The following is a 12,616-nucleotide window of genomic DNA, read 5'->3' on the forward strand; positions in this document are numbered from 1 at the left end:
CAGCCAGGTGGAGTGCACGTCGTTCCAGAAGTACATCGGCCGGACGATGGCGCCGTAGTTTTTGCGGTTGTCGGTGTTGTCCTTGCCGTTGTCGTAGTCGTGGAAGGCCAGCAGGTATTCGATCTGCGCCTGCTGGGTGAACTTATGGCTGCCCTCGAAGCTGGCGTAGACCGTGGTCAGGTCGTCGGTTTTGTTATAGACGCTGTTATCCGAGTTGTCGGAATAGCGCAGGATCACCTTGTTCACCCCGCTGTCGTTGGTGTGGCTCAGCACCAGGCCGCCCTGCCAGGCTTCGAGACGCGCGTCGCTGTCCACCGCCTTTGAGTCAAAGCCGTAGTTGGCGTACACCTCGACGTCGATCGGCCCGGCCTTGATGTTGTGGGTTTTGGTGGTCAGCGCGTAGTGGCCGTTGTCGCCGGTGTCGGAGCTGCCGGTACAGGTGATGCGCGACGGGTTGGTCTCGTCGGCCATCACTTCCGGACTACAGGATTTCACCTGCGACACCGCCGCCACGTCGAACTGCACGCCGCCGATATCAAAGTTCTTCACCCCGGCGCCCTGGCCGTCGTGGTTCATCCAGAAGTAGTCGTTGATCCCCTGTTGCGGACGCTGGTGGAAGTCGCGGCCGGCCCAGATATAGGCGTTGGGGTTGGATTCCAGCACGTTGGTGACGCCGACGTAGGCCTTCTTCAGGTTAACTTCGTCGCTCCAGTGGTCGAACATCACGTTAAGATCCCAGATAGCCCCCTGCGCGCTTTTGAAGGCCTTGCTGATCTGGAATTCGCCGCCGTTGCTTTCGTTGCCCAGACGGCCGATCGCCGAGGCGCCGTTATAGGAGCCGTCGACGCCGACATATTTCTGGTCGCCGGTCTGGAAGTGGGCGCCATAGCGGGCGTAGCCGCTGAACTTGAGGCCAAACGGAATGGCCATATCCGGCGAGGCGGCGGTGGTCTGCGGGTTGGTGATCACGTCGACCTTTTTGTCGGCCGCGGCGTCGATTTTCGCCTGGCGGTCGGCCAGCGCTTTATCAACGGCTTTGGCGACGATGGCGTCGATCTGTTCCTGAGTAAATTCTTGCGCCATTACAGAGGTAAGCGGAAAAAACGCGGCGATAACCGCCATGGTTAATGGAAGCTTTTTTATCATTGTCATGAGTTTCTCAATATAGGTTAATTTTATTCAGACAATAACCAGCCTATTCTGAGCTGACAGAATATGTCGCTATCATCAGAACAAGTTATTTTTTATTTTGTACGGTCACAGAGGCGTTACACAATTATCGTTACCCTTCCTCCTTCGCTGATATTAAACAGGTGGTCTTTCGCCACTGACAAAAAAAACACAGCACGAACCAATAAACGCTATTTCCCGGCAGCGGATAGACGGCGCAATACATGCCCCCGCGGGGGCATGTCAGCAAAAATTAACCAAAGATATAGGTATTGACGAGATTTTCGAGTAATTCCTGACGCCCGCTCTGAGGCTGCGGATTCAGATTATGCTGCTCAGCGTATCGGGCAATATTATCCAGCGACATCTGCCCGCTCATAATTTTCTGCCCCAGCTCGCCCTGCCAGCCGGCATAGCGTTTTGCCAGACCCTGATCGAGCTTGCCATCTTCAATCATGCGCGCGGCCAGCTTGAGGGACAGCGCCATCACGTCCATGGCGCCAATATGGCCATAGAACATGTCGTATTTGTCGGTGCTCTGCCGACGAACTTTGGCGTCAAAGTTCAGGCCGCCGGTGGTGAATCCCCCGGCTTTAAGGATCTCGTACATCACCAGGGTATTTTCTTCCACACTGTTCGGGAACTGATCGGTATCCCAGCCGAGCTGCGCATCGCCGCGGTTGGCATCAACGGAGCCGAAAATGCCCAGCGCGATGGCGCTGGCGATTTCATGGTGGAAAGAGTGCCCCGCCAGAGTGGCGTGGTTGGCTTCAATGTTCACCTTGATCTCATTTTCCAGACCAAACTGCTTCAGGAAACCATACACCGTCGCGACATCGTAATCGTACTGATGCTTGGTGGGCTCCTGCGGTTTCGGCTCGATAAGCAGCGTGCCGCCAAAGCCAATCTTATGCTTGTGCTCCACCACCATCTGCAGGAAGCGGCCAATCTGCTCGCGCTCCTGGCGCAGGTCGGTATTCAGCAGGGACTCGTAACCTTCGCGGCCGCCCCACAGAACATAGTTTTCGCCGCCGAGCTGGTGGGTAGCGTTCATGGCGGTCACCACCTGCGTGGCCGCCCAGGCAAACACCTCCGGATCGGGGTTGGTCGCCGCCCCGGCGCCGTAGCGCGGGTGGGTAAAGCAGTTGGCGGTGCCCCACAGCAGTTTCACGCCGGTTTGCTGCTGTTTCTCCGCCAGCACCTCGGTCATGATGGCGAAATTATGCAAATACTCTTTCAGCGACGCGCCTTCTGGCGAGACGTCGACATCGTGGAAGCAGTAATACGGCACGTTGAGCTTGTAGAAAAATTCAAACGCCACGTCCGCTTTGCGTTTGGCCATTTCCAGCGCATCGCCCGCGGCCTGCCAGGGACGCTCAAACGAGCCGGCGCCAAACATATCCGCGCCATTCCAGCAGAAATTATGCCAGTAACAGGCGGCAAAACGCAGATGATCTGCCATGCGTTTTCCCAGCACGATTTCATCCGGATTATAGTGGCGAAACGCCAGCGGATTATCGGTTTTGGGTCCGGCAAAGCGAACGCGATCAACCTGGTCGAAATAGGTTTGCATGATGAACTCCGAAATTGAGAAACAGGAAAATTAACAACTGTGACACATCGTGTATTCTCATCGTCGGTTGCTCAATTACGTTATTTCACTCGGCGATTGAGAAAATGCTCAAATGTGAGCCATCTCGCAAATAAAACTATTTTAAATATCTCGCTTCGCGCGCGTATAGAGTACACTTCCTGGGGAATTCAGGTATCCATACCAAATTAAAATGCCGGTTTTGTCACAATGCCTGCCTGCCCGAAAATTAGCGGCGGATAACGATTCAACGCAGGCGATACAGGCCTTTGCTTCGAGGATCACAGAAGTAAAAAAACATAATTACGTAATTTAAAAACGTAATAGATTCTTCCAGGTCAACTGTGTCAGAAAGTGTTTCACCTACACAAAACAAACCGGAGTCTGCTTAGAATGAGTAAAAACATAATGCACAGTCGGCATGATGAATATCATAAATTAACCCGTGGAGAACGAATTGGTTATGGCATGGGCGACTTTGCGCAAAACCTGGTTTTCGGCACAATTGGGGGTTTTCTGGCTTTGCATATGCTGACGGTAAATACCATCAGCACGGCAACGGCAGGCTTTATTTTTCTTTTTGTCCGTATCATTAATGTGTTTTGGGATCCGATGGTCGGAACCTACGTGGATAAACGAACCTCAAAAGCAGGGAAATATCGCCCCTGGCTGTTACGAGCCGGCGTGCCGCTGGTGATCCTGTCGGCATTACTGTTCGCGCCAATCCCTGGGGTGAAAGGTTCGGTGGCTTTCGCCTTTATTATTTATCTGGCGCTGGACCTGGTTTATTCCTTAGTCAATATTCCCTATGGCTCGCTGAATGCGTCGCTGACCCGCGACCCGGAATCGATCGATAAGCTGACCAGTACCCGCATGATGCTGGCCAACAGCGCCAACCTGCTGGTCTATACCCTGTTCCCGATGTTTGTGCAGATGGCGGCGCCGAAAGATCGCAGCCTGAAAGATACCGGCTTTTTCGGCCTTGAGCTGAATCTGGGGAACTATACCGATCCGTCAGCGAACTACGCCTGGTTCGGCGTGTACGCCATCTATATGATCATCGGCGCGGTGGCCCTGTTTATCTGCTACAAATGCACCAAAGAACGCGTGGTCGCGACCGCCGAGCAGACCGCCAACGTCAAAACTACCGACCTTTTCCACGAGCTCAGACATAACCGTCCGCTGGTTATTCTCGGCATGTTCTTTATGCTGGCCTTTACCTTCATGTTCTTCATGAACACCGTTAACGGCTTCTTCAACCAGTTCGTCGTCGGCCACTCCGAATGGATGGGCGCCGTGGGCCTCGTCGCGTCTATTCCCGGCATCGCCTTCCCGGTGTTCTGGCCGAAACTGAAAAAAATCTTTGGTAAAAAAGGCTTCTTCCATCTGTTCCTCGCCATGTTCATCGTCGGCGAACTGCTGACCTACGTCTGGTCCCGCGAAGGGATGCACGACGCCCTGTGGCTGGCCTACATCGCCACCTTTATTAAACAGTGGGGCTTAACCTCCGCCACCGGCTTTATGTGGGCGCTGGTACCGGAAGTTATCGCGTACGGCGAATTAAAATCGGGCAAACGCAATGCCGCCATTATCAATGCCATTATGGGACTCTTCTTCAAGATCGGCTTCACCATCGGCGGCGCTATCCCGCTGTGGCTGCTGGCGGTGTATGGATTTAATGAAAGCGGCGCCGTGCAGAGCGCCAGCGCCATCGACGGGATCATTATGACCGCGGTGTGGATCCCAATTGCGCTGGCCGCTATTTCGATGGTGATCATGCAGGTTTATCCGATCTCCGATAAACATGTTACCGACATCAACCGTCAGCTGGATGAGATCCGCGTGTAGTTAAAAAAATAATAAATCAGACCGATTCGTCACTTTCCATTTTAAAAGGTGTAATGAAATGTCACTTATTCAAAACCCGATATTACGCGGCTTCAATGCCGACCCCAGTATTATTCGCGTCGAGGATACGTACTATATTGCCAACTCGACGTTTGAGTGGTTTCCGGGCGTGCGTTTACATGAGTCGAAAGACCTGAAAAACTGGAACCTGCTGCCTTCGCCGCTCTCCACCACCACCCTGCTGGATATGAAGGGCAACCCCTCCTCCGGCGGCATTTGGGCGCCGGCGCTCTCCTGGGCCGACGGGCAATTCTGGTTGGTGTATACCGATGTGAAGGTCACCGAAGGCGCCTTTAAAGACATGACCAACTACCTGACCACGGCGAAGGATATTCGGGGCCCGTGGAGCGACCCGATCAAGCTGAACGGCGTCGGGTTTGACGCCTCGCTGTTCCATGACGACGATGGCCGGAAATATATCGTCCAGCAAACCTGGGATCACCGGGAGTACCATCACCCCTTCGATGGCATTACCTTAACGGAACTGGATACCAACACGCTGAAGTTAATGCCGGAAACCGCGCGCACCATCTACCGCGGCACCGCCGTGGCGCTGGTCGAGGGGCCGCACCTCTATAAACTGAACGGCTACTACTATCTGTTTGCCGCCCAGGGCGGCACCGTGTTTACCCACCAGGAGGTGGTGGCGCGGTCGAAAACTCTCGAGGCCAACAGCTTCGAAACCGAGCCGGGCGACGTGTTCTTAACCAACGTCGATACCCCGGACAGCTACATCCAGAAACAGGGCCATGGCGCGCTGGTCTCCACTCCGGAAGGCGAATGGTATTACGCCTCGCTCTGCGCCCGGCCGTGGAATCGCCCGGGGGAATCCATCTACGACCCGCGCGGCTGGTCAACCCTCGGCCGGGAAACCGCGATCCAGAAAGTGTACTGGGACGATGAGGGCTGGCCGCGTATTGAAGGCGGTCACGGCGGGAAAACCTTCGTCGAAGGGCCGAAAGACGCCATCTTCACCGAAAGCGCCAGCGATAATAGCCAGCAGGATGACTTTACCTCGCCAGCGCTCGATCCGAACTGGAATACCCTGCGGGTGCCGTTTACGGCCAAAATGGGCACCACCGGCGACGGCAAATTAACCTTAATCGGCCAGGGTTCGTTAGCCAATACGCATGACCTGTCGCTGATTGCCCGCCGCTGGCAGGCCTTCTATTTTGACGCCGCGGTGAAGGTGAAATTCGAACCCTTCAGCTACCAGCAGATGGCCGGATTAACAAACTACTATAACGACCGCCACTGGAGCTTCGTCTTCCTGACCTGGAATGAAATTAACGGCAAGGTCATCGAAGTCGGCGAAAATAATCGCGGGAAATACACGTCGTACCTGAAGGATAACGCCATCAAGGTGCCGGACGGCGTGGAATACGTCTGGTTCCGGACCAAGGTCCGCAAGCAGACCTACAGCTATGAATACAGCTTCGATGGCGTGTCGTTCACCGAGATCCCGGTCCAGCTGGATGCCGCGGTACTGTCCGATGACTATGTGTTGCAGAGCTACGGTGGGTTCTTTACCGGGGCGTTCGTCGGCCTGGCGGCGGTAGACTACGCCGGGTACGGCACCCAGGCTGAGTTTTATCAGTTCGAGTATCAGGAGCTGGGCGATAGGTTAGCGGCCGATGGGAGCTACAGCTGGGAGGCTGGCGAGACGCGGGATAAGTAAGAGTGTGTGAGCCCCCGCTACCGGTAAGGTAGCGTGGGGTTTGTGCTGTGTGTGATGTAATTAAAGCGAGTGCTGTCGGATGTCAGTCTGCGGGGCGCAGCCGGGCCTTCAGCTCTTCGGGAGTAAACGGCGGATCTCGCCGGTGCAGCATTGCATGGCAATTGGGACATACCGGGATCAGATCGGTTTCAGGATTCAGACGGTAGTCCTGCTTTATCCCGGACAGTGGAATGAGATGGTGGATATGGATAAAACCCTGGCCGATTTCGCCATAGCGGCTGGCCATATCCAGACCGCATACCTGACACCGGCAGCCATGCAGGCGAAGCGCCGCCTGACGAGCCTGACGGTCGCGCTCATAGCGATTGACCACCACCTGCATCGCCGCCCCTTCCACGAACTCCATAGTCGTCTGTCCCTCATCGGGGAAAAGCGCAACCTCGTCATCGCCAGCGCCCTGCGACGCGATCGTAAATCCTTGATCCAGTAACAGACGCACGCATTTGGATTTAATCCCCCCGCTGAAATCCGCCGGGGTAAATTCCGTACCCGTCGCAAGCGTGGCCGCTAACCCGACGATGGCTTTTGAAGGATACCGACGCCCCTCAAACTCGATCTCATACAGACGCGCGTTTTTAAACTGATGCGCAACGCCTGCATCGTAAGCGCGAATGGCGGCGATGATGCATTCCCTGGATAAATGGTCCGGTAGTTTTTTCATAAGACATAGCTATCTGATGGCGCGAAGCTTGAGTATAAATAGAAAGCTATGGGCTTTTCGAACAAATAAATAGCTGTGATAGTTAAATCGCGATCCACGTAGAACCGCCGCATCTGGTGGGTTGATCGGCAAGGATTTTGCGAGCATCATCGCATTTATTTAGCTGCCACTGTAACGCTATGCCCTCCAGCACGACCCTGCAACACGCGATCGAGAACATCACTATCTGGCGCAAAGGCGAACAGCGTGCGCCGCATAAGCCACTGTTGCTGCTGTACGTCCTCTCACAGTACCAGCGCGGCCATGCGCGGATGTTCGACTACGCCTCGGAGATACGCGATGAGCTGCATAGTCTGCTAGAACGCTTTGGCCCGCAGCGCCGCCAGTACCGGCCGGATATGCCCTTCTGGCGCCTGAAAGGCGACGGCTTCTGGGAGCTGCACAACAGCGACCAGTGTTCAACCCAGGGCAGCCGACAGCCGCCCGGCAAAGAGCTGGAGCTCTGTCACGTCGCCGGCGGCTTCGATGAGCCGCATTTTGCGTTACTCAACAAAAATAAGAGGCTGATCAATACCCTCGCCCATCAGATCCTCGAGGCGCACTTCCCGGAGAGTATTCAGGAAGAACTGGCTGAAGAGATGGGATTTGATCTGCAGCAGATCCGTAAAGAGCGCGACCCGCATTTTCGCCAGCAGGTGCTGCGCGCCTATAACTATGAGTGCGCGATCTGCGGCTTCAATATGCGCCATGATAATACCTCCGTCGCCCTGGAAGCGGCCCATATCAAATGGAAGCAGCACGGCGGCCCATGTGAAATCCCTAACGGCCTGGCGCTCTGCGCGATTCACCATAAGGCCTTTGATAAAGGATCCATTGGTCTGGATGAGGATATGCGCATCCAGGTTTCGCCGGCGGTGAACGGCGGGGGCATCGTTGGCAGGCTATTCTGGGATTTTGATGGTAAGCCGATTACCTTACCGCAGGGAAAAGAATGCTATCCGCAGGAAGGGTTTGTGGCATGGCACCGGCGGGAGGTGTTCAGGGGATGAGGGTTATGGGGATGGTGATAAGCGGGTTTCGATGCTGCCTTCTCGCTCCTGAACATCAACAGATCTTTTCGTGTCTGCACCACCATCGTCTTTAAGCCACATATACGGAGGGATTGGCATCTCATTTGCTCCTTATCGTTGAAATTAACTTCAATGTCATAATGTAAAGCACAGCTGAAAGGAATATCACTATTATCAGCGATATATAAAAGAAAGTGTCATACATCGTATCGGCATTCACAATTCCGAATAAGAAGTGGCAAATATCTCTTGCGATATCATAATCGAGATAGATTTCCGGTCTTGGAAGTGCACGTCCCAGAACCAAAAACAGCAATATAAAATAAATAATCTTACTGATTTTACGGGCAAACGTTATTAGAGCCACTGGCAACAACCTCCACCCAACCGCGAGCCATCAGGGAACGCATGCAGGGAACCTGTACTAACGATGTATTCATAAGCGCATTTCGGATCATGGCAAAATCAGAATTATGGGTGATAGTAATACAACCCTCGGAAACCGTACCCGGATGCAAACGGAAGTTACCACGTTTCACACCCTCTACCCACGTCTCATCGTCAATTCCGCGGTCGTCACGCCATAACGCAAACCAATCGCTATTCCCCCGCCGTAGTTCGCGGCAGGACGTAATGAAACGATTGGTATTAGCCCTGCTTTTATTTATTTTCAAAGAATCGGCTGTAGCCCCCGCTCTCACGCCGGAAGCGGATATCACTCTGGTGAATCCGTCAATGTTTGCTCGTGAAGGATATCGACGGCACAACATGATGCTGTCGATGTGTTCACATAAACCGCCTGTTCATGAGTCATAACCCGTTTCTGCCATGAACAAGTCAGAGCAAATACATATATTTTAACATCCAAATTTTTTGCGTATCCAATCACTTATCGAATACTTATATGCGCTTTATTATTTATTAAATTAATACATCTCACACCAAGATAATTCATCATAATAATCAACCGTAAAGTGATATACTATGCTGTTTTAAGCCTTATTTAAATCAATGGTTCAAAATCATTTTGCAATACAATTTGTAACAATTAGGTTATGGTAACACTTATCAAGTTTTTTATTCTCTTGCAAATTAACATCGCTTATTTCTTGCAAAAATGATGTAGATCCTCAGTCATTTATTTAAACATAGGATAGCTATATGGCAGACATAGAAGGGATAGCGCGGAAGTTATATAACATCATTATCTCTCCTGATACAGTTACAGGGCTTATCAATGGTGGGTTATCTGTTCCTTTAGATTATGGTTATCTGATTTACGGTATCTTTGATACGGATACAAGATATGAACGTGAAACAGAAAGAATCCGTATGATGACCGCGATAAGACATGACATTCTTAACTATGAAAATATCGTTAATGCAGTTAAATTAATCTTTCAGTTATTTAATAAATATATATCCGAATCAGAACAAGATAGAATATACAGAAGTGTAGTTACCTCTATCGTGGGTAGAATCTCTACGAATATTATCGCATCGAACATCGCTAAAGCCGTTATAGAAAAAACGTCATTTACTTATGTAGTATTTAAGGGGAAAGGAAATCCAATAGCCTTTTTAAGTACTATCCTCTTGTTTGGTGGAATGGCAGAGCGTTCCATCAGGACGTCTGATAAACTCAGGAATGAAGCGCCCGAGGTATACTCGTTGTTAAGACCCCGCGATTATGTTCTTCTTTATTTCTTATTTGCCGATGCGGTACAACCTTTTGTGGATGCCATCCATGCAGGGTACACCGAGGGCAACCCCGTATTCGACAAGATTATGAAAAGAGTGGAAGATCATTTAAATACGAATGCTAAGGCTGGGTGATATGAAAAAAATCATCACGCCACTCGTCGATATAGTTCTCTGCACCTATATTATTACCACATGCTTTATTTGCCTGACTGAGTTTAATAACTGGCAGAATAAAATAATCGCAGTGACGATTATAATCGGCAGCGCTTATATCATCGCCATTGCATTGAATAGATTACTGGGAACAAAGATAGGTGTGTTAAGCGGTATTTTTAATTTACTATCAGGCCCACTATTAATTATTGGCGCTATTGTTTGCATAGCCTTACTTGACCCGTGGCCGGTTAAGGTTATTGGTCTGTTTTTATGGGTCATTATAATGTTTTGTTTACCTTCATTTATAAATAGAGATAAGGAATAATCATGTCAAATCCAGCATATCTTTGGCTAACCGATACAAACGGCTCCCCTATAACTGGTAGTTCTCTCGTTACAGGGCGTATTGGCGCTATTGAATTAAAAGCGGTAACGCACCACCTATCCATTCCTGTGGATGGAAACACCGGGAGATTAACAGGAACCAGAGTACATACGCCTATTACGGTACAGAAAGATTTTGATAAAACAACGCCCCTTTTATACAAAGCGCTGAGTGAGAACCAAACATTAAAGTCGGCAACCATAAAGATGTATCAGATCCTTGATGCAGGTGTTGAAAGCGAATATTTTAATATTATATTAGAGAATGTAAAAGTAACCGGAATTACCCCCAACTTATTTCCTGATTCTGGTACAGGTACGCACAGCGAGACGATTCAGTTAAGGTATGAGGCCATCACCTGGAAACATTGCGATGGGAATATCATTTACAAAGATTCCTGGAACCACAGGGCAACGGCATAAATTCTCCTTAGACTAAAGGCCATTCAAAAAAGTGGCCTTTTATAAGTTTAACTGATGATTTAAACCACCCTCGCCAAACAAGCCATCCAAATGCAACCGCATGGTTTGGAGGCATAGTATCTTGAAGCTATACCTCCTTGAGTAGCGCTAAATTAATTCAACACATTCGATACCTGCATAGCTTTAAGCCCCCTATAACTTCCGCTGTTCCAGGCTGGAATAAATCGTTTTAATTTCCGCTTGTAAGCTTTCGCCACGGTATACCATCGACGTATCGTATCGTTTGTACTTCTCATCACGCGTAGCGCTAAACCAGTTGAACGATCCTATGCACAGCAGCCCTTCATCACCAATCACGATTTTACTGTGAACACGGTTGACCAACATAGTCACAATGCCCAGCGCATTTAGTTTTTCCACTGCATCATTAAGGCGCTGCTGTTTTGCTTTGCGCTTTTCATAACTGACGTCTTGGGTATTAAAGCTTTTATCCGTTACGACAGTAATGTCGATACCACTTTAAGCACACCTGTTTTAGTTCCACGCACTTTTTGAGAGTTCCGGTTTTTCAGCCATCAGCCGGTACTCTTCCGGCGTCAGGTTGTTCAGGGACTCATGAGGCCGCTCGTTGTTATATTCTATCAGCCAGCGCTCGGTAATTTCCCGTGCTTCATTCAGTGTTCTGAACAGGTAAAAATCCAGAATTCCTGTCCGGTATGTCCGGTTGAACCGTTCGATAAAAGCATTTTGTGTAGGTTTACCCGGTTTAATAAATTCGAGCTGCACGCCATGTTCTTCGGCCCATTGTGCCAGTGCCCGCGAGACCAGTTCTGGCCCGTTGTCCATCCGCATTTTCAGCGGATAGCCGCGGTTTGCCACGATCCTGTCCAGCACCCGGATGATTCGCTGAGCCGGGATATTCCGGTTGATTTCTATCGCCAGTGCTTCACGGTTAAAATCATCCACCACATTGAAGGTCCGGAAGCGTCTGCCGCAGACCAACGCGTCGTGCATAAAATCGATGGGCCAGCTCTGGTTTAACGCTTGCGGTGTCGCCAGGGGTGCTGAATTACGCACTGGCAGCCGCTGTTTTCCCTTGCGACGAAAATTCAGTTTCAGCAGGCAATAAATCCGGTGAACACATTTATGGTTCCAGGTATTGCCCTGCCTGCGCAGCAGCTGGAACAGCTTCTTAAAACCGTAGCGCGGATAGCGTTCTGCCAGTTCAGTCAGCACGTGGATCACGGGTTCATCACGCCGGGTATCGGGCTGATAAAAATACACCGTCCTGCTCAGCGATAACGTCCTGCAGGCCTGGCGTAAACTTATGGCAAATTGCGTCGTCAGATAGCTGACGAGTTCACGCTTTATCGCTGGTTTTAAAGCTTTTTTCGATGACGTCTTTCAGTGCCCGGCACTCAAGACTGAGATCAGCAAACATCTGTTTAAGCCTCCGATTCTCGTCTTCCAGATCTTTGATTTTTTTAATATCGACCGCTTCCATCCCGCCATGCTTTGCCTTCCAGTTGTAATAGCTGGCTTCCGAAATAGCGGCCTCACGGCAAACATCCTTGACGGTACGTTCAGCTTCGACGGACTTCAATACGGCGATGATCTGGTGTTCAGTGAATCGGATCTTGCGCATAGCGATCTCCTCTGGGGACATAATCAGTATGTCGGAAGATCTCTAAAAGTGAATGGTTCATTTTGCCGGGATACTTACAACACCCCCACCGCAGTTCGCGGAAGGATGTAATGAAACGATTGGCGTTAGCCCTGCTTTTATTTATTTTCAAAGAATTGGTTGTAGC

General features: G+C 50.7%; 12 protein-coding genes and 2 pseudogenes. 6 read left to right on the forward strand and 8 right to left on the reverse strand.

Annotated features, from left to right (window positions below; genetic code table 11):
• Both HMPREF9538_RS14110 and xylA read right to left on the reverse strand, forming a co-directional pair.
• On the reverse strand, nt 1–1,152 hold a 1,152-nt coding region (locus tag HMPREF9538_RS14110), incomplete at its 3' end, for a carbohydrate porin (protein WP_009485066.1).
• A 271-nt stretch (nt 1,153–1,423) separates the two neighbouring features.
• Complete coding sequence (xylA, locus tag HMPREF9538_RS14105; RefSeq protein WP_004186818.1) at nt 1,424–2,743, reverse strand: xylose isomerase; 1,320 nt, start codon at nt 2,741–2,743, stop codon at nt 1,424–1,426.
• A 426-nt stretch (nt 2,744–3,169) separates the two neighbouring features.
• On the opposite strand from xylA, the gene HMPREF9538_RS14100 reads away from it, so the two are divergent.
• Both HMPREF9538_RS14100 and HMPREF9538_RS14095 read left to right on the forward strand, forming a co-directional pair.
• Nucleotides 3,170–4,609, forward strand: coding sequence for an MFS transporter (locus tag HMPREF9538_RS14100; protein WP_004153321.1), 1,440 nt, complete (start codon nt 3,170–3,172; stop codon nt 4,607–4,609).
• A gap of 58 nt (nt 4,610–4,667) precedes the next feature.
• Nucleotides 4,668–6,347: a glycoside hydrolase family 43 protein gene (locus tag HMPREF9538_RS14095; RefSeq protein WP_009485068.1), complete on the forward strand. Its 1,680-nt coding sequence runs from the start codon at nt 4,668–4,670 to the stop codon at nt 6,345–6,347.
• Nucleotides 6,348–6,429: 82 nt separating this feature from the next.
• On the opposite strand, the gene HMPREF9538_RS14090 is transcribed toward HMPREF9538_RS14095, so the two are convergent.
• On the reverse strand, nt 6,430–7,068 hold the full coding sequence (locus HMPREF9538_RS14090) for an HNH endonuclease (RefSeq protein ID WP_004177596.1): 639 nt from the start codon (nt 7,066–7,068) through the stop codon (nt 6,430–6,432).
• 179 nt (nt 7,069–7,247) lie between these two features.
• Here HMPREF9538_RS14090 and HMPREF9538_RS14085 point away from each other — a divergent pair, with 179 nt between their 5' ends.
• Entirely contained in the window at nt 7,248–8,117 is an 870-nt protein-coding gene (locus HMPREF9538_RS14085) for a phosphorothioated DNA-binding restriction endonuclease (protein ID WP_009485069.1), read from the forward strand.
• Between the two features lie 27 nt (nt 8,118–8,144).
• On the opposite strand, the pseudogene HMPREF9538_RS32605 reads toward HMPREF9538_RS14085, so the two are convergent.
• The 3 genes and pseudogenes from HMPREF9538_RS32605 to HMPREF9538_RS29925 form a co-directional block, all read right to left on the reverse strand.
• Nucleotides 8,145–8,237 (reverse strand): annotated as a pseudogene (locus HMPREF9538_RS32605) (type VI secretion system tube protein Hcp); the annotation flags it as partial.
• A gap of 1 nt (nt 8,238) precedes the next feature.
• Nucleotides 8,239–8,505: a hypothetical protein gene (locus HMPREF9538_RS32850; protein WP_009485070.1), complete on the reverse strand. Its 267-nt coding sequence runs from the start codon at nt 8,503–8,505 to the stop codon at nt 8,239–8,241.
• The gene (locus tag HMPREF9538_RS29925; protein WP_020316533.1) at nt 8,480–8,857 is read right to left on the reverse strand and encodes a DUF2778 domain-containing protein; all 378 of its coding nucleotides are present in this window, start codon (nt 8,855–8,857) and stop codon (nt 8,480–8,482) included. Before HMPREF9538_RS29925 ends, HMPREF9538_RS32850 begins: the two co-directional genes overlap by 26 nt.
• Before the next feature lie 442 nt (nt 8,858–9,299).
• Here HMPREF9538_RS29925 and HMPREF9538_RS14070 point away from each other — a divergent pair, with 442 nt between their 5' ends.
• The 3 genes from HMPREF9538_RS14070 to HMPREF9538_RS0127660 are packed head-to-tail and all read left to right on the forward strand — an operon-like array spanning nt 9,300 to nt 10,805.
• Nucleotides 9,300–9,974 carry a hypothetical protein gene (locus HMPREF9538_RS14070; protein WP_004192261.1) on the forward strand — a complete coding sequence of 225 codons (675 nt, stop codon included), beginning with the start codon at nt 9,300–9,302 and terminating at the stop codon, nt 9,972–9,974.
• A gap of 1 nt (nt 9,975) precedes the next feature.
• Nucleotides 9,976–10,323: a hypothetical protein gene (locus HMPREF9538_RS14065; protein WP_004199257.1), complete on the forward strand. Its 348-nt coding sequence runs from the start codon at nt 9,976–9,978 to the stop codon at nt 10,321–10,323.
• A 2-nt stretch (nt 10,324–10,325) separates the two neighbouring features.
• Nucleotides 10,326–10,805, forward strand: coding sequence for an Hcp family type VI secretion system effector (locus HMPREF9538_RS0127660; RefSeq protein WP_004192264.1), 480 nt, complete (start codon nt 10,326–10,328; stop codon nt 10,803–10,805).
• Between the two features lie 192 nt (nt 10,806–10,997).
• Here HMPREF9538_RS0127660 and HMPREF9538_RS14060 read toward each other — a convergent pair.
• Together HMPREF9538_RS14060 and HMPREF9538_RS14055 are read right to left on the reverse strand one after the other, a co-directional pair.
• Nucleotides 10,998–11,321 (reverse strand): annotated as a pseudogene (locus HMPREF9538_RS14060) (phospholipase D-like domain-containing protein); the annotation flags it as partial.
• Nucleotides 11,322–11,339: 18 nt separating this feature from the next.
• A protein-coding gene (locus tag HMPREF9538_RS14055) for an IS3 family transposase (protein ID WP_087497898.1) occupies nt 11,340–12,450 on the reverse strand; the annotation gives its coding sequence in 2 pieces (ribosomal slippage) (nt 11,340–12,198 and nt 12,197–12,450; 1,113 coding nt in all).
• Nucleotides 12,451–12,616: the final 166 nt, after the last annotated feature.

It is taken from the genome of Klebsiella sp. MS 92-3 (assembly GCF_000195655.1).
Classification (GTDB): Bacteria; Pseudomonadota; Gammaproteobacteria; order Enterobacterales; family Enterobacteriaceae; genus Klebsiella; species Klebsiella pneumoniae.